Source organism: Corynebacterium pelargi (assembly GCF_014635485.1).
Taxonomy (GTDB): domain Bacteria; phylum Actinomycetota; class Actinomycetes; order Mycobacteriales; family Mycobacteriaceae; genus Corynebacterium; species Corynebacterium pelargi.
On record NZ_BMCX01000003.1, the window covers coordinates 43,445 to 60,019 of the forward strand.

Sequence of the window (16,575 nt, forward strand, 5' to 3'; positions counted from 1 at the left end):
TGTAGCGAGCACCATGGCGCAGGCTTTTCTAGCGTCCCTGCCACGGTGTTTCTTAATTGTGCGAATGGTGTTGTATGCTTTCAGCTCGTACGCCCCAGTAGCCCAATTGGCAGAGGCAACGGATTCAAAACCCGTCCAGTGTGAGTTCGAGTCTCACCTGGGGCACCACGACAAGGCGCTGCAAAGCGCCTTTTTTCATTTTCCGGGCTAGAATCTCCTGGTCTGTATCTATGAAGAAGGATCTTTATGAGCACACCGAAGGAATCTCCCATCAAACACGTGCTGTACGTCATCTTTGGCGGACTCATTGGCCTTGCAGAGATGGTGCCCGGCGTATCCGGCGGCACCGTGGCCTTGGTGGTAGGCATCTATGAACGCGCCATCCGCAATGGCGATGCCTTGCTGCATACTCTCCGCACTGCGATTACTGATCGCAGCAAGCTCAAGGAGGCAGCAGCCAAGGTCGAGTGGTTCTTCCTCGCCGCGGTGGGCGTGGGCATGATCGGTACGGTGCTGGCGCTTTCCTCGGTCATGCATCACTTCGTTGATAACCACCCCGAGACTTCCCGCGCCTTGTTTATGGGCATGGTGGCCGTCTCGATCTTGGTGCCTCTTAATATGATCCGCTCGGATAAGCTGGCACAACACCGTGTCGGTGCATATATTGCCTTCATCGTGGCCGCTATTGCCACGTTCTTGCTCACCGGTGTGACCTCGGCAGAAAAGACTGATCCCTCGCTGGTGGTGGTGTTCTTTGCCGCGATGATTGCCGTGTGCGCACTGGTGCTGCCGGGCGTATCGGGTTCGTTTATCTTGCTCTCCCTCGGCCTGTATAGCCCGGTCATGGGGGCTGTGGCCGATCGCGATCTAAAAGTGATGGCGGTATTCGTCCTGGGTGCCATGCTCGGCGTCGCGCTGTTTATTAAGGTTCTGGATTACCTGATTAACACTCACCGCACGATCACGCTGGCGACGATGGCCGGCCTCATGCTGGGCTCCCTGCGCGCCCTGTGGCCTTGGCAAACGGATCGAGCAGAGCTGTTGAGCCCCTCGGGCAATGTGGCCTGGATTGTGTTCATGGTGATCCTCGGCGGCGCCATCGTTGCCGCGATCATGGCGGCAGAAAAGTTCAGCAAGCGCCACTAAATTCAAATATTATGCCCCTGACGGTATGCTATCTGCTATGAAGTTTCCCTTTCAGCGCATAGGTGGCTTCCTCGGGGCTGTTTGTTTAGCGCTCAGCTTGAGCGCATGCGTCACCAACGAGGAACAAGGCCACCCCGAAGGCTGGGAAGAAATAACCCCCAAGCCGGTGCCATCGATCGAGGCCTTGGTGCCAAAAGACATTAAAGATCGAGGCGTGCTTACGGCCGGTACCAACCCGCCGTTTGCACCTTTTGAATTCCGCGACTCATCCCACACCATCATCGGTGTGGAAATGGATTTGATGCACGCCGCGGCCGCAACAATGGGATTAAAATTCCAACCCAAAGAGCAGGATTTCTCTTTGATCCTTCCCTCGCTTTCTGCCGGTTCCATTGACGTGGGCGCCTCTGGCTTTACTGATACAGAGGAACGCCGCGAAAACTATGACTTTGTTGATTTCCTCTATGCCGGCGTGCAGTGGGGACAACAAACCGGCGACGATATTTCGCGCGAAGACCCTTGCGGCCTCAGCATCGCTGTGCAGCGCACCACCGTCTCGGAAACCGACGATGTTCGCCCCTTATCTGAGCAATGCGTAGAAGAAGGCAAAGAGCCCATCGAGGTGCTGTCCTATGACACCTCCGATGCTGCTGCAACCGCATTGGTGCTTGGCCGCGCAGATGCCTTTAGCGCAGACTCCCCCGTGCTGGCATGGGCCGTAGAACGCGCCGATGGCAAGATCGAACCAACTGGTGAGATTTTCGATGCAGCACCTTATGGCTTTGCAGTGCCAAAAGATTCCAAGCTCGGCCCAGCACTTGCGGCCGCACTGCAATACCTGATTGATAACGGCGACTATCAGAAGATCCTCGCGCAGTGGGGTATCGAAGAAGGTCTCGTCGATGCAGCCCTGATTAATGAAGAACCAGTGAACAACTAGGACACCACCATGACTCAACCGAAGCCAATCCAGGCGAAGCCCCTTCGCCATCCCGGGCGCTGGGTGGCAGCAGCCATCATCCTCGCGCTATTTGCCTGGTTCCTTATTTCTGCCGCCACCAACGAAGCCTATGGCTGGGACACCTACCGGTCATATCTCTTTGATACCCGCATCGCCACGGCCGCAGCCCACACCCTCGCCATTACCGTTTTGGCCATGTTGCTCGGCGTGGTGCTTGGCTGCGCCGTCGCTGTGATGCGCATGTCGCCGAACCCGGTGCTTTCCTCGGTGGCCTGGTTTTATCTCTGGATTTTCCGTGGCACCCCGGTGTATGTGCAGTTGGTGTTCTGGGGTCTTTTGGGCTCCATTTACCAAAGCATCAACCTTGGCTTTACCGAGGTTTCGCTGGAAAACGCGCTGAAGAACATGTTCTTGCTGGCCGTGATCGGCCTTGGCCTGAACGAGGCTGCATACATGGCTGAAATTGTGCGCTCCGGTATTCAGGCAGTGCCCGAAGGCCAAACCGAAGCATCGAAGGCGCTGGGTATGAGCTGGTGGATGACCATGCGCCGTACCGTACTGCCCCAAGCCATGCGCATCATCGTCCCGCCCACGGGCAACGAGTTCATTTCTTTGCTCAAAACCACATCGCTGGTGGTGGCTATCCCCTACACCGCCGAGCTTTATGGCCGCGCCACCGATATTGCCGCCGCATTATTTGATCCGGTGCCGCTGCTTTTGGTGGCAGCCACCTGGTATCTGGCCATCACCTCGCTGTTGATGGTGGGCCAGCACTTCCTAGAAAAGTATTATGACCGCGGTGCCTCTCGTGAACTCACGGCTTCGCAGCTTGCAACCTTGGCAGATGCAGAAGGCGCCCTGCCAAAGAACATCAACGTCATTGGAAAGGGCAAGTGAGCATGGAAAACCTCATGATCGACGCACAACAATTGTGCAAAAGCTTCGGCAGCCTTGAGGTGCTCAAGGGCATTGACCTGCAGGTGCCCAAAGGCAGCGTGACCTGCCTGATCGGGCCTTCCGGCTCGGGCAAATCCACGCTTCTGCGCTGCGTGAATCACTTGGAAAAGATCACCGCCGGCCGCTTGTACGTCGATGGCGAGCTCATCGGCTATAAAGAACGCGACGGCGTGCTCTATGAAATTTCCGAGCGCGAGGCCGCCCGCCAACGTTCGGGCATTGGCATGGTGTTCCAGAACTTCAACCTCTTCCCGCACCGCACGGCACTTGAGAACGTGATGGAAGCGCCGGTGCATGTCAAGGGCATCGCTGAAAAAGACGCCCGCGAGCAGGCGATGGAGCTGTTAAAGAAGGTCGGTTTAGGCCATAAGGCAGACGCCTATCCAGCCCAGCTTTCCGGTGGTCAGCAGCAGCGCGTGGCCATTGCTCGTGCGGTGGCGATGGAGCCAAAGCTGATGCTTTTCGACGAGCCAACCTCCGCACTTGATCCGGAGCTCGTCGGAGAGGTGCTTCGCGTGATGCGTGAACTCGCCGCCGATGGCATGACCATGCTGGTTGTCACCCACGAGATCGGCTTTGCCCGCGAGGTTGCCGATACGGTGGTGTTCATGGATGGCGGCGTGGTGGTAGAAGCAGGTGATCCCAAGCAGGTTATCGATCACCCGCAGCACGAACGCACCCAGGAATTTCTTTCCAGCCTGCTTTAACGCAGTTTCTCCTGCATCGCCCGGTTCACCGCATCGGGCAACATATCGGATACATCTCCCCCATACTTGGTCACTTCCTTGCACAGTGTGGAGGAGATGTAGCCGTATTTGGGGTCGGTCATCAAAAAGACCGTATCGATCCCGGCGAGTTTGCGGTTCATCTGCGCCATGGGCAGCTCATAGTCATAGTCCAATGAGGAACGCAGGCCCTTGACGATGGTGTCGATCCCATTGTTTTGGGTGTATTCCACCAGCAGGCCTGACCAGTGCTCCACGCGAATATTCTCGTGGCCTGCTAATGCCTCACGGATCAGCGCCTTGCGTTCTTCTACGCTAAACAGCCCACTGGGTTTATTTGGGTTGGCGGTCACCAGCACGGTGACGTGCTCAAAGAGTTGGGTTGCACGCTCGATAATATTGACGTGCCCCATGGTGACTGGGTCAAAGGATCCTGGGCAGACTGCATGGGTGCTCATTTAGGCCTCCTCTTCGTGGTACACGGCCATATCCATGCGCGCGATACCGAAGGTTCGCTTCTTTAATTTCTGCGGCGTTGGCACCATCCACGCAGGCCAATCGGTGTGGGCGGAGTCTCGATGACGTTCGATTACGACCACGGCGCCGTCGACAAGCTTGGGCTTGAGCGCCTGAATCATCTCAGCAACGGCTTCATCCGAAAGCTCATAGGGAGGATCGGCCAGCACCATGGAGAAGTATCGATCGGGTGCGGTGGCCAGGTAGGTGGAAGCCTTCATCTCCTCCACCGTTACCTGCGGATGCCCAACCACCTGCGCGTTGCTGCGAATAATCTCCGCAGCCTGGTGGTTTTGCTCAACCAGCACCACTTCCCTGGCGCCGCGGCTGGCGGCCTCTAACCCCAGCGCGCCGGAACCTGCGAAAAGATCCAGCACCACGGCGTCTTGGAAGCCAAAGCGCACCTGCAAAGAGGAAAAAAGCCCCTCACGTGCGCGATCCGAGGTAGGCCTGGTGCCTTGGGGTGGGACCTTGATCTTTCGGCCCCTGGCTTCTCCTGAGATGATGCGAGCTTGTCCCATTTATGCTTCCTTCACTTCGATCACGGCTTCGCCGCCGATAACGTCACCAAAATCCTCTACCAATAAACGGCTGACCACTCCAGGGCCCGGCGCCACCACGGGGGCTTCGAGCTTGACGGCTTCCACTGAGGCGAGGGCTTGGCCGGTTCGGACGTGTTCGCCTGGTTCGACTAAAAAGTGCACAATCCCGGCGAAGGGGGCATGAATGTTCATAAGCGGCATTTTAGCTTTTATCGATATAGGCCTGGCGTTGGTCGTCGATATCGCGAACTAACGCTCGTGCGAGCTCGGGATCTTCTTCCACAATGGTGGCTGCATCGCTATTGGCTCTGGCGATCAGTTCGCGGTCTTTGCTCAGGCTTAACAGGCGCAGGTGGCTGCGTCCTGATTGTTGGGCGCCGAGGATATTGCCTTCTTGTCTAAATTCCAGGTCGACTTCTGCCAGTTCGAAGCCATCTTGGGTTGCTGCCACGCGGCCGACTCTTTCTAAGGTGTGTGAGCCGGGTTCTGCGTGGGTGTAGAAAAAACAGATGGAGGCGTTGCCGCCTCGTCCCACGCGGCCGCGGAGTTGGTGGAGCTGGGATACGCCGAATGATTCCGCCCCGTAGATCAACATGGCGGTGGCGTTGGCGACGTCGACGCCCACTTCGATCACAGTGGTGGCTACGAGCACGTCGATGTTGCCGGCTGCAAATTCTGCCATGGCGTGGGCTTTGTCTTCGCTGCTTTGTTGGCCGTGGAGGACGGCGATGCGGAAATCTCGCATTGTGTGGGCTTGGAGTTCCGCGGCGAGCGCTTCTACCCCATCGTCTCCGCCGATCTTCGGGCACACCACATACACCTGGTGGCCTGCGCGGCATTCTTCTTTGAGGCGTTCCCACATGCGATCTACCCACACTCGGTTGCCGGCGGGGATGACGTAGCTGCTGATGGGTTGGCGGCCGCCGGGCAGTTCGCTCAGGGTGGATACGCTGAGATCGCCAAAAGCGGTCATGGCGATGGTGCGCGGGATTGGGGTGGCCGTCATTACCAACAGGTGCGGGGTGAGCCCTTCGCGTCCTTTTCCTCGCAGGGTGTCTCGCTGTTCCACACCGAAGCGGTGTTGCTCATCGACAACGCACAGCCCGAGGTTGAAAAACTCTACGGTGTCTTGGATCAGTGCGTGGGTGCCGATCACGATGTCTGCGTCACCGCTGAGGATATCCAGCAGGGCTTGTTGGCGTTGCCTGGTGCTCATGGAGCCGGTCAGGAGCGTGACGTTGACGTCGATGCCCTTGAGCATGGCGCTGATGTTTTGGGCGTGTTGGGTAGCGAGCACTTCTGTGGGGGCAAGGAGTGCACATTGGGCTCCTGCATCGACGCATTGCAGCATGGCCAGCAGCGCTACGACTGTTTTGCCGGAGCCGACTTCTCCTTGGAGCAGGCGTTGCATGGGTGTGGAGATGCTTAAGTCTGCGCGGATATCGGCCAGGACTGCTTCTTGGCCTTTGGTGAGGCTGAAATCCAGTGATGCTCGGAGTGCTTTGGTATAGCCTGCGGTTTCGCTGCGCATTGCCGGTGCTTTGCGGGCTTGGGTATCGGCGCGGCGAAGTGCCATGAGCAGGCCAAGGCTTAAGGCCTCGTCGTAGGTCAGGCGCTTGAGGCACAGGTCCGGGCCTTGTGCCGGTGGTTCGTGGATGCCTCTAAGTGCTTGGTCAAAGCTGGGGAGATCCGCTGGGGCGAATGGGCCGAGTGGATCAGCAACGGGCTCAAGGGTGCTGAGCACCTGGTGGATAGCGCCGAGGATTTTCCAGGAGGGCACTGCTTGTTTTGCCGGATAAATGGGCACGTAGGGAAGGTGGAGCAAAAGCTGCATCACGGCGTATTTGCTGCCGTCTGTGCCTTCTTTTGCGATCTCGAGTTTGCCCAGGGGGAAAAAGTCTGGGTGCTGGAGTTGGGGTTGGCCGCGGAAGAATTTGAGCTTGCCACTAAAAATTGCGCGGGTGCCGTTGCTTAACACCTTTGGCTGCCAGGTGGCGCGGAAGAAACTGGCGGTGGTGTGGATGCCGGTGCCATCGTCGATCCAGATGGTGTAGACCTTGCCCACCTTGGGGTTGCTGCGGGTGGTGTTGTGCACGATCTCGCCCACCAAGGTTACGGTGTCGCCTTCTTCTGCTTGGCCTGCACCTAAGCCCACGCCTTGGGCTGCATATCCTCGGGGGAAGTGATTAAGGAGGTCCTGGGCGCGTTTGAAACCGAAGTGGCGCGCGAAGGCGCGGGCTTGGGATTGGTCCAGGATGGAGCCAAGGGGGCGGGTGTCGTTCCAGCCGAGCATTATTCCACCCCGACCTCGGCTAAGACTTGGAGTTCTTCTGCTTGCAGGATCATCGACTCGACACCTTCTACGCTGCCGATTTCGATGGGTGCTTGGGCGATCACGCTGACCTGCTCTCCCCCGCCGGGCAGCAGCACGGCCAGAGCGGCGTGGATGGCGTCGTTGACGTTATCGTGCTTGGAAAGCTCATAGTCGCCGATGCAGAGCCGACAGTGTGATGGCGTGCCCTCGATGGTGGCGACTCTCATGCCCACGATGGCTTCTTGGAGTTGGAGCACAGAAGTAGCCGCGGCCGCTTCTGCATCAAACACGCTGCTGGCCGCCAAGGTTCGCAGCACGCTGGTGGTATGGATCCAGTGGCAGCGCAGGCCACGTTGTTGGAGTTGGGTATCCAGTTCTGCCACAAGATGCAGCGGCAGCATCGCACCGCTCAGGACGATCGCTTCACCTTGGTATGCCCCGAGCTTTTCGACGACCTCCGCCACGCTCGCTTGCGCCGGCAAAGGCACCGGCGTGGCCCCGACATTTTCGAGCATCTGGGCGATCTGGCCTTGATCGCTTTGGGGGCACAGGGCAAGAAGCTGCAGGCTGGTGGCAGGTAGCGCTTCAAGGCGAATATCACTGATGGTGCCGTGTTGGAGGGCGCAATTCAGCACGGCATCGGGGGTAGTGCTGTGGATGTGCACCAGGGCGCTGGTATCGCTTTCGCGTCCAAAGACGATGGAATCTCCAAGGTGGCTGAGGGCTTGTTCGCACTGATCCAGGTCGGCGTTTTGGATATAGAACATCACCTCAGTGGTGCCAAGCTGCGCTGCATCTGCATGCGTTTCATGCGGCGGCTGCTCCAAGGCGGTGCCATTGAGCACATCGCCAAACACTTCGAAAACAAGCACCAAACCAGCCGCGCCGGCATCGACTACCCCAGCCTGTTCTAGTACCGCTAGCTGGGAGGTGGTGTGTTCGAGTGCGCTTTGGGCGCTGTGGAGCATCTGCTCGAAGGTGGCGCGCAGCGTTGGCTGAGGAGGCTGTTCTGCGATGGCACGCAGCACGCTTACGATGGTGCCTTCTACCGGTTCATGGAGGGCTTGGTGAACAAAATTCAAGCCCAACTCGGCTGCTTCGTGCATGCCTTCGGCATCGATATAGCCTCGGGCATTGGCTACTTGGGCAATAGCGCGGAAAATTTGGCTTAGCACCACCCCGGAATTGCCGCGTGCCCCGCGGATGGCTCCCGATGCGAGTTCTGCACTGAGTTTGGAGAGGTCTTCTGGATGCTCGACCGCGCGTACCGCCGCGGCCAGGGTGTGGGCCATATTGCTGCCGGTATCGGCATCGGCTACGGGGAAGACATTAAGCTGATTGATTCTTTGGGCCTGCTTGGAAAGCGCAGCGGAGGCTTGTTGCGCCCAGCTCCATAGCAGGGGTGCATCGATACGCTCAATGGTGGCCATAGCTATGTATGGTACAAGCGCCAATCGATGGGCTCGGCGCCCTGGGTGCTTAAAGCTTCATTAGCGCGACTAAAAGGCTTGGAACCAAAGAAGCCTCGGGAAGCCGAAAGCGGCGATGGGTGCGGGGAGGCAATGATCGGGGTATCGCCTAGAAACTGTTGGGCGCTTTGGGCATCTTTGCCCCAAAGAATTGCCACCAGTGGCGTTTGGCGTTGGGCAAGCGCTTCGATGGCGTGCTTGGTAATTGCCTCCCATCCCTTGCCCCGATGTGAGGCAGGCGCACCGGCTTGCACGCTTAATACTCGGTTGAGCAGCATGACGCCTTGTTCGCACCAGGGGCGCAGATCACCATGAGGCGCGGGGCTAATGCCGAGGTCATCATTGAGCTCTCGGTAGATATTGCTCAAGCTTCGTGGGATTGGCCGCACATCGGGTTGCACGGAAAACGAAAGGCCCATCGCATGCCCTGGGGTTGGGTAAGGATCTTGACCAATGATGAGTACTTTGACCGCATCGAATGGGTAGCTAAAGGCACGCAAAATATCGTTGCCGGCAGGTAGGTAGGTTCGGCCAGCGGCGATCTCTGCGCGGAGGAAATCACCCATGGCGTGAATATTGGGCTCTACGGCAGCAAGTGGTTCGCGCCAGGATTCGTGCACTGGAAGCATGGCTGCAAGTTTAGGCGAAACTATTCCAGCCCTTATTCCAGCTCGGTGCGCGCCCATCGAGCAGCACCTCGCCTTCGGAGCGGTGATCAACCGAGCCGATCACGCGGAAACCCGTGGGCGCTGCCCTAAAGGTGGTGCCCAGCAACGTGTGGTCTTCTCCCCCACTTAAGACCCATTCCCACGCATCTGCCTCGAGCACCTCGGCTGCTTGGCGCATCAGTGGGCTTGGGGCGATGGCCGCTGGGTCGAGGTTGATGCTCACATTCGACCGGCGCGCGATGGTGGTGGTATCGGCCACCAGCCCATCGGAATTATCAGTCATGGCCGATACTCCAGCAGAACGTGCCACAAAGCCCCTGCCCTCGCTGACTCGGGCAGCACAGTGGGAGGAGACTAGGGGCAGAAATTCTCGTGGTACGCCATCGCGGCCGAAACGCCGAAGCAATGCCAAGCCTGCGGCCGAAGCGCCGATCTCACCGGAGGCCACCAAGATTTGCCCCGGGCGTGCTTGGTCGAGTCGAAGCTCTGCTAAAGAACCCCCTAATTGGCCCACAGCCGTGACCGACACCACCACCGCATCGCCGTCGGTGATATCCCCACCTACAAGTTCTGCGCCATAGTCACCCACGCGATCGCCAATGCCGCGGGCAAGCTCTGATACAAATTCCAATCGCGTATGTGCCGGCACCGAAAGGGCCAGCAGTGCCGCGATGGGACGAGCCCCCATGGCCTCCACATCGGCAAAGTTTTGGGTAATGGCCTTGCGCCCGATCTCTGCAGGCGTAGACCAGTCGAGGCGGAAGTGGCGGCCTTCGACCAACATGTCGGTGGTGACGACCGTGCGTGAATTAGGTGCATCGTGATCAAGCACTGCCGCATCATCGCCATTGCGTGGGCTTGGGGCGTGCGCTGCGATCACATTGATTGCTGCTTGTTCGCCTACCTCAGCCAGGGTGGGGTTTTGCGGTGCTTTCATTCAAGGTCCTTTTGGCCTGATCGACAACAGACTCAGACTACACTTTTGATCCATGAGCCGCCCCGAAGCCTCCTTTAAGAAAACCCCGATCGCCCTGGCATTAGTGTTAAGCCTCCTGTTGGTTCTTGGAGTGCTCATTGGTGCGAAAATCGCCTATGAGCGTGCAGCGCAACAACCCGTGGCCATGCCGGCGCTGGATTCACCAGAGGCTGACTCCCAGGCATGTAAGCAGCTCGTTGATGCCCTGCCCGATAAGCTCGCCGGGCACAAACGCGCAGAGCTTGCCGCTCCTGCCCCGGCGGGCGCTGCAGCGTGGGCATCGAGTTCCACTGAGAGGATGACGCTGCGTTGCGGGGTATCAGCCCCCTTGCAGTACACCGAAATCACCCCGGTGGAAGACGTAGATGGCATCAAATGGATGCGCGTTGATGATGCCACCCCCGGGTCTTCCCTGCACACCTGGTTTGCCGTGAACCGCACACCACTGGTGGCATTGACCGGTGACGACGTGGCATTAGATGGGCAGTCAGCTCCACTGGATGCTTTAACGCCAGCGCTTGATCAGCTTGAAGATGAAGCACTGAAGCCTCATCCTTTGCCGCTGGCTGATGTGGCAACGCAGTCGTCGAAAAGCTGTGATGCACTCCTGAATAATCTGCCGGACACCCTCGGTGAGGATCTCAAGGCCACGAAGACTTCGCTGGCTCAGACCAAGGCGTGGACTGCCTTTGGCAAGGAGCCGGTGGTGCTTCGCTGCGGCGTGCCCTTCCCCGAGGAATACAAGGCAGGGGTGCAATTACAGCAGGTTGATGGGGTGCCGTGGTTTGAAAATACGATTTTGGGCAACGGCACCACCGCCTCCACCTGGTATCCGATGGGGCGCGATGTAGTGGTGGCGGTATCGATGCCTGCCGATGGCAATCAGGTGCTCGTGCAGTTGACCAAGGCCATTAAGCAGCAGACGAAAGCGCTTGATCAATCAGAGCGCTAAGCAGTTGCGGGTAGGCCACACCGGAGGCCTCGAAGACCTTCGGGTACATCGAGATGGGTGTAAAGCCCGGCATGGTGTTGATCTCGTTGAGCACGGGGCCTTGTTCGCTGACGAAAAAGTCCACGCGGGCTAGGCCTTCGCAGTTCAACGCATCGAAGGCTTTGAGGGAAAGCTCGCGCAATTGTGCTAACAGTGCCTCATCGAATTGCGCGGGGATCTCGGCAGAGACCACATTGTCGAGGTATTTGGTGTCGAAGCCGTAGAAGCCCTCCTCGGAGCCGTCGGTATTGATCAGACGAGCCGGAACCGAGGCCACGCGGGTGCCATCGGCGTATTCGAGCACGCCGCATTCGACTTCTTCACCAACGATTTCGGCCTCAACGATCACCTTCGAGTCATATTGGCGTGCGAGCTCAATTGCTGCTTTGAGCTCATCGCGAGAATCAACACGAGAGATACCGATCGAAGATCCACCGCGGGCGGGCTTGACAAACACCGGCAACCCAAGACGTTCGATTTCTTCTTCGCTTAAGTCGCGGCCATCGCGTAAGACCACTTCTTCGCCCACCGGCAGGCCCTCGGCTTTGAGTAGCTTTTTAGTAAATTCCTTATCCATGCCACAGGCAGAACTTAAGACCCCGGTGCCTACATAAGGCACGCCCGAGAGATCGAACAGGCCTTGGATCGTGCCGTCTTCGCCATATGGGCCGTGCAGCACGGGGAAGATCACGTCCACCGTGGCGTGCAGGGAGCCATCTTCGAAGCGGAACTCACCGCGATGCGCTGGATCAAGAGCCAAGCTCAGCGGCTGGCGCATCTGCACCGTTGGCATCACGCGATCGTGGGTGCGAAGTTCCTCCGCATCAGTGGTGCCCACAGTCCAGGCACCTTCTTTGCTAATGCCAATGGGATAGACCTCGAAGCGCTCCGGATCGAGGTGGCTCATCACGGCACCTGCAGAAACGCAGGAGACGGAATGTTCGGAACTTTGGCCGCCGTAGACCACGGCGACACGAATCTTATTTGCAGCAGAATTCACGGCTGCCCAGTCTACCTGTCTTAGCGCACCGACTGCCCAACCGTGCTGGGAGTGGTGGATTGGCAGGGCTGCCTGGCTTACTGGCTGCCTGGCTGCCTGGCTGCTTGGATCTGCGCTGGGCTGTTGGCTGGCTGCCTTGGTGGCTGCCTGGCCGCTTGGTTCGGCTCGGCCTGGCTAGGCGTGTTCTGATTTCTTGGATCGTCCCATCAGCGCCTGGACCATATCGCCCACATCCAGCCCCAGGTGGCACACACCGTAGACGGCCTGAGTGATCGGCATTTCCACGCCCAAAGAGGTAGCGAGGCTAAACACAGACTGGGAAGAGATCACGCCTTCTGCCACCTGGCCGTTGGAGGCCTCCCTGGCCTCGTCGAGGCTGCTGCCCTGACCGAGGCGCGCACCGAAACTTCGGTTGCGCGACAAAGGAGAAGAACAGGTAGCAACGAGATCCCCCAGGCCGGCAAGACCGGAGAAGGTGCGCGGATCCGCACCAAGAGCCGCGCCCAGACGAGAGATTTCTGCCAAGCCGCGGGTAATCACGGAGGCAAGGGTATTTTCGCCAAGACCTTTACCGGCAGCCATACCGCAGGCAAGGGCAATGACATTCTTGCAGGCACCGCCGATTTCACAGCCCACAACATCGCTATTGGTATAGGGGCGGAAATAGCTCGTGGCCACCGCCTGCTGCACGAATTTTGCATTGGCCTCATCTTCGCAGGCAATCACCGTGGCAGCGGGCTGTTCTTGAGCAATTTCCTTAGCCAAATTCGGCCCACTGAGCACTGCGATCCGATCCTGGGGCACAGCGGTGACCTCCGCGATGACCTGGCTCATGCGTTCAAAGGTCTTCGCCTCTACGCCTTTAGCCAGGCTGAGCAAGATGGTGTCTGGTCCGATATGTGCTGCCCACTGCTCAAGATTGTGGCGCAGGGTTTGGCTGGGTACGGCGAGCACTAAAATATCGGCGCCTTGGATCGCTTCGTCCGGCTTATGTGTTGCCACAAGTGAGGTTGGTAGCGGGATATCGCCGAGGTATTTGGGGTTGCGGTGCTCGCGGTTGATTTCTTCTGCTACCGCTTCGCGCCGCGCCCACAATGTCACGGTGTTGCCGGCATCGGCGAATACCTTGGCCAGGGTTGTTCCCCACGAGCCTGCTCCCATCACGCCGATGTGTGCCATGCGATCTCCTTGTGTGGCCGATAATAAGTACCCCACGATGATACCGTTGCGCGAAAATCTCTCGCAGGCTTTACCATGGAAACGCAGCGAAAGGACGTAGAAGTAATGGCCAAAGAAGAGCACAAAGATCACAGCGCACTCACTGAGGTTCGGGGGCGTTACCAGCGCATCCCTAGCAATCCTGCCAAGGAGTTCCAGCGATCGACCCTGGCTGCCGGCGCAGTGTTATGGCGCGATAATGACGGTATTGAAGTCGCTGTGATTCACCGCCCTCACTACGATGATTGGTCGCTTGCCAAAGGCAAAGTGGATCCGGGTGAATCCCTGCCTACCACCGCCGCCCGCGAGATTTTAGAGGAAACCGGCTATGAGGTGGCCTTGGGCAAATTGCTTGGCAGGATCACCTATCCGGTCGGTAGCCGCACGAAGGTGGTCTACTACTGGACCGCGAAGGTCCTTGGCGGGAAGTTTGAAAAGAATAAGGAAGTAGACGAGATCCGCTGGCTGCCGCTCGAGCAGGCCAAGGAACTGCTCAGCTATGAGGTAGACCGCCTCTTGGTGGACAAGGCTGCAAAGCGTATGCAGACCCCCGCTAGCACCAGGATCCTTTATGTTCGCCACGCCAGGGCTTTTCGACGTCAAAACTGGGCCGGCAACGACAACTTGCGCCCGCTGGATAAAAAGGGGCGCCGTCAGGCCGATATGTTGGTGCCCATGCTCAAGGCGTTTCGGCCCGAGGCCATTTATTCCGCTGAGCCTGATCGCTGCCAGCTCACCGCAGCTCCCCTCGCCGAAGATCTTGGCCTTGAGGTGACGGTGGATGACCGCTTAGGCGATCACGGCTGGATGCACAATATGAATAGCTCCAAGGCCGCGTTCAAGGAGATCATCGATCGCGGCGGTGTTTCCGTGGTGGTGGCCCAAGGCGGAGTCATCCCCGATGCGCTCGCATGGCTTTCTGCCGAAGGCACCTTGCCTTTGGAAGATACCGAGGCCAAAAAGGCCAGTGTGTGGGTGTTGTCCTTCCACGAAGGCGAGCTCACCGGGGCGGATTATCTGGCTAGCCCGCTACCTGTGAAGTAGCAGGCTTAAAGGCTGGGCGCTTAGCCTCGTAGGCCTCGATGGCTTCTTCTTGGCGAAGCGTCAGCCCAATATCGTCTAAGCCTTCCATCAGGCGCCAGCGGGTGTAATCATCCACCTGGAATTGATAGGTGGCGCCGTCGCAGTGCGCGGTTCTGGTTTCAAGGTCCACGGTGATGCTGGCACCGGGGTGTTGTTCGAGCTGCTTCCACAGCAGCTCAATGTCGCCTTGATCCATTTGCGCTGCAAGCAGGCCGGCTTTACCTGCATTACCGCGGAAGATGTCGGCGAAGCGGGAGGAAAAGACGACGGCGAAGCCGTAGTCCATCAGCGCCCACACGGCGTGTTCGCGTGAGGATCCTGTGCCGAAATCCGGGCCTGCTACAAGCACCGAACCTTGTGCGTATTCGGGCTGGTTGAGCACGAAGCCTGGTTCGTTGTTTCGCCAGTTGCTAAAAAGGCCGTCTTCAAAGCCGGTGCGCGTGACGCGCTTGAGGTACACCGCGGGGATGATCTGGTCGGTATCCACATTCGAGCGCGTAAGTGGAACGCCAACGCCTGTGTGCTGGGAAAATTTCTCCATGTTGTGCTCCTAAAGATCAGCGGGGCTTGCCAGGGTGCCTTTGATGGCCGTTGCTGCGGCTACCTCGGGTGAGACGAGGTGGGTGCGTCCACCGGGGCCTTGACGCCCTTCGAAGTTTCGGTTGGAGGTGGAAGCCGAACGCTGGCCTGGTTTGAGTTGATCCGGGTTCATGCCAAGGCACATCGAACAGCCTGCGGTGCGCCATTCTGCGCCGGCGGCTTCAAAGATTTTGTCCAGGCCTTCTTCTTCTGCCTGAAGTTTGACCATGGCAGAGCTTGGCACCACCATCATGCGCACGCCTTCGGCCACCTTGTGGCCTTGGATGACATCGGCGGCTGCGCGCAGATCCTCGATGCGTGCATTGGTGCATGAGCCCAAAAAGACCGTGTCGATGCTGATGTCGCGCAGCGGGGTGCCTGGGGTAAGCCCCATGTATTTCAGGGCTTTTTCTGCTGCGGCGCGCTCATTATCGCCGGCAATAAGCTCTGGGTCCGGTACGGATTCAGACAAAGGCAGGCCCTGGCCAGGGTTGGTGCCCCAGGTAACGAAGGGGGTGATGGCAGAGCCGTCGATTTCTACCACGGTGTCAAAGTGGGCGCCTTCGTCGGTAGGCAAGGTCTTCCAATACGCCACTGCCTCATCCCACTGCTTGCCCTTTGGCGCCATCTCGCGACCTTTGATGTATTCAAAGGTAGTTTCATCGGGGGCGATCATGCCGGCGCGTGCGCCTGCCTCGATGGACATGTTGCAGATGGTCATGCGTGCTTCCATGGAGAGCTTCTCAATGGCCTCGCCACGGTATTCGATCACATGGCCTTGGCCACCGCCGGTGCCGATCTTGGCGATGATGGCCAAGATGAGGTCTTTAGCGCTCACCCCTGGCTGCAGCTCGCCGGAAACTTCGATGGCCATGGTTTTAAAGGGTTTGAGCGAGAGCGTTTGGGTAGCCATCACATGCTCCACCTCAGAGGTGCCGATACCGAAGGCCATCGCGCCAAAGGCTCCGTGGGTGGAGGTGTGGGAATCGCCGCACACGATGGTCATACCGGGTTGGGTTGCGCCAAGCTGTGGGCCTACCTGGTGCACGATGCCCTGGCGGCTATTGCCCATCGGATATAAGGTCACGCCGAATTCTTCGCAGTTCTTGCGCAAGGTTTCAACCTGGGTGCGCGAGGTCTGATCCTTGATTTCTAATAACGAGCCCTGCTCGATGCCTTCGGTGGGCACGTTGTGATCTTCGGTGGCAAGGTGGAGCTCAGGGTGGCGCAGGGAGCGACCGGCGAGGCGCAAACCATCGAAGGCCTGCGGTGAGGTCACTTCGTGCAAAAGCTGAAGATCGATAAAAATGAGGTCTGGTCGGTCATCTTCACCTTTGACCACGATATGATCGCGCCACACTTTTTCTGCGAGTGTCAGCGGAGCCATGCTTCATCACCTTCCGAGCTAGATTCCCGCATTATGGGATGGT

At 58.5% G+C, this 16,575-nt stretch carries 17 protein-coding genes and 1 tRNA gene; 7 read left to right on the forward strand and 11 right to left on the reverse strand.

All coding sequences use genetic code 11. The annotated features are described in order from the left end of the window. Positions 1-91: 91 nt before the first annotated feature. The 5 genes from IEU99_RS06620 (at position 92) to IEU99_RS06640 (ending at position 3,771) form a co-directional block, all read left to right on the forward strand. Positions 92-168, forward strand: a tRNA-Leu gene (locus IEU99_RS06620). 78 nt (positions 169-246) lie between these two features. Then, positions 247-1,146: a DUF368 domain-containing protein gene (locus tag IEU99_RS06625; protein WP_128889937.1), complete on the forward strand. Its 900-nt coding sequence runs from the start codon at positions 247-249 to the stop codon at positions 1,144-1,146. A 37-nt stretch (positions 1,147-1,183) separates the two neighbouring features. Further along, the gene (locus IEU99_RS06630) at positions 1,184-2,086 is read left to right on the forward strand and encodes an ABC transporter substrate-binding protein (RefSeq protein WP_128889938.1); all 903 of its coding nucleotides are present in this window, start codon (positions 1,184-1,186) and stop codon (positions 2,084-2,086) included. A gap of 9 nt (positions 2,087-2,095) precedes the next feature. Continuing rightward, entirely contained in the window at positions 2,096-3,004 is a 909-nt protein-coding gene (locus tag IEU99_RS06635; RefSeq protein WP_128889939.1) for an amino acid ABC transporter permease, read from the forward strand. 2 nt (positions 3,005-3,006) lie between these two features. Next, positions 3,007-3,771 (forward strand): amino acid ABC transporter ATP-binding protein, encoded by a 765-nt coding sequence (locus tag IEU99_RS06640; RefSeq protein ID WP_128889940.1) that lies wholly within the window; start codon positions 3,007-3,009, stop codon positions 3,769-3,771. On the opposite strand, the gene coaD is transcribed toward IEU99_RS06640, so the two are convergent. From coaD to IEU99_RS06675, 7 genes are read right to left on the reverse strand one after another with little or no spacing between them, the layout of a single operon-like run. Next, the gene (gene coaD, locus IEU99_RS06645; RefSeq protein WP_128889941.1) at positions 3,768-4,247 is read right to left on the reverse strand and encodes a pantetheine-phosphate adenylyltransferase; all 480 of its coding nucleotides are present in this window, start codon (positions 4,245-4,247) and stop codon (positions 3,768-3,770) included. The two genes, IEU99_RS06640 and coaD, sit on opposite strands and share 4 nt — an antisense overlap. Continuing rightward, positions 4,248-4,826: a 16S rRNA (guanine(966)-N(2))-methyltransferase RsmD gene (gene rsmD, locus IEU99_RS06650; RefSeq protein ID WP_128889942.1), complete on the reverse strand. Its 579-nt coding sequence runs from the start codon at positions 4,824-4,826 to the stop codon at positions 4,248-4,250. Continuing rightward, positions 4,827-5,039: a biotin/lipoyl-containing protein gene (locus IEU99_RS06655; protein ID WP_128889943.1), complete on the reverse strand. Its 213-nt coding sequence runs from the start codon at positions 5,037-5,039 to the stop codon at positions 4,827-4,829. Positions 5,040-5,049: 10 nt separating this feature from the next. After that, positions 5,050-7,140 carry an ATP-dependent DNA helicase RecG gene (locus IEU99_RS06660; protein ID WP_128889944.1) on the reverse strand — a complete coding sequence of 697 codons (2,091 nt, stop codon included), beginning with the start codon at positions 7,138-7,140 and terminating at the stop codon, positions 5,050-5,052. After that, positions 7,140-8,591: a DAK2 domain-containing protein gene (locus IEU99_RS06665; RefSeq protein WP_128889945.1), complete on the reverse strand. Its 1,452-nt coding sequence runs from the start codon at positions 8,589-8,591 to the stop codon at positions 7,140-7,142. Before IEU99_RS06665 ends, IEU99_RS06660 begins: the two co-directional genes overlap by 1 nt. Before the next feature lie 2 nt (positions 8,592-8,593). After that, positions 8,594-9,259 carry a uracil-DNA glycosylase gene (locus IEU99_RS06670; protein ID WP_128889946.1) on the reverse strand — a complete coding sequence of 222 codons (666 nt, stop codon included), beginning with the start codon at positions 9,257-9,259 and terminating at the stop codon, positions 8,594-8,596. 10 nt (positions 9,260-9,269) lie between these two features. Then, positions 9,270-10,235 carry a thiamine-phosphate kinase gene (locus tag IEU99_RS06675; RefSeq protein WP_128889947.1) on the reverse strand — a complete coding sequence of 322 codons (966 nt, stop codon included), beginning with the start codon at positions 10,233-10,235 and terminating at the stop codon, positions 9,270-9,272. A 52-nt stretch (positions 10,236-10,287) separates the two neighbouring features. On the opposite strand from IEU99_RS06675, the gene IEU99_RS06680 reads away from it, so the two are divergent. Next, positions 10,288-11,226 carry a DUF3515 domain-containing protein gene (locus IEU99_RS06680; RefSeq protein WP_128889948.1) on the forward strand — a complete coding sequence of 313 codons (939 nt, stop codon included), beginning with the start codon at positions 10,288-10,290 and terminating at the stop codon, positions 11,224-11,226. Here the strand turns inward: IEU99_RS06680 and IEU99_RS06685 are convergent. Continuing rightward, positions 11,186-12,265, reverse strand: a complete 1,080-nt coding sequence (locus tag IEU99_RS06685) for a D-alanine--D-alanine ligase family protein (protein ID WP_229718417.1) — start codon at positions 12,263-12,265, stop codon at positions 11,186-11,188. The two genes, IEU99_RS06680 and IEU99_RS06685, sit on opposite strands and share 41 nt — an antisense overlap. Before the next feature lie 174 nt (positions 12,266-12,439). Beyond that, a complete protein-coding gene (locus tag IEU99_RS06690; protein WP_128889950.1) occupies positions 12,440-13,444 on the reverse strand; it encodes an NAD(P)H-dependent glycerol-3-phosphate dehydrogenase in 1,005 nt (334 codons plus the stop codon). 75 nt (positions 13,445-13,519) lie between these two features. On the opposite strand from IEU99_RS06690, the gene IEU99_RS06695 reads away from it, so the two are divergent. Then, positions 13,520-14,527, forward strand: a complete 1,008-nt coding sequence (locus IEU99_RS06695; RefSeq protein WP_371869477.1) for an NUDIX hydrolase — start codon at positions 13,520-13,522, stop codon at positions 14,525-14,527. On the opposite strand, the gene leuD is transcribed toward IEU99_RS06695, so the two are convergent. Then, positions 14,505-15,107 carry a 3-isopropylmalate dehydratase small subunit gene (leuD, locus tag IEU99_RS06700; protein WP_128889951.1) on the reverse strand — a complete coding sequence of 201 codons (603 nt, stop codon included), beginning with the start codon at positions 15,105-15,107 and terminating at the stop codon, positions 14,505-14,507. The two genes, IEU99_RS06695 and leuD, sit on opposite strands and share 23 nt — an antisense overlap. Positions 15,108-15,116: 9 nt before the next feature. Then, positions 15,117-16,532, reverse strand: a complete 1,416-nt coding sequence (gene leuC, locus IEU99_RS06705) for a 3-isopropylmalate dehydratase large subunit (protein WP_128889952.1) — start codon at positions 16,530-16,532, stop codon at positions 15,117-15,119. Positions 16,533-16,575 lie beyond the last annotated feature (43 nt).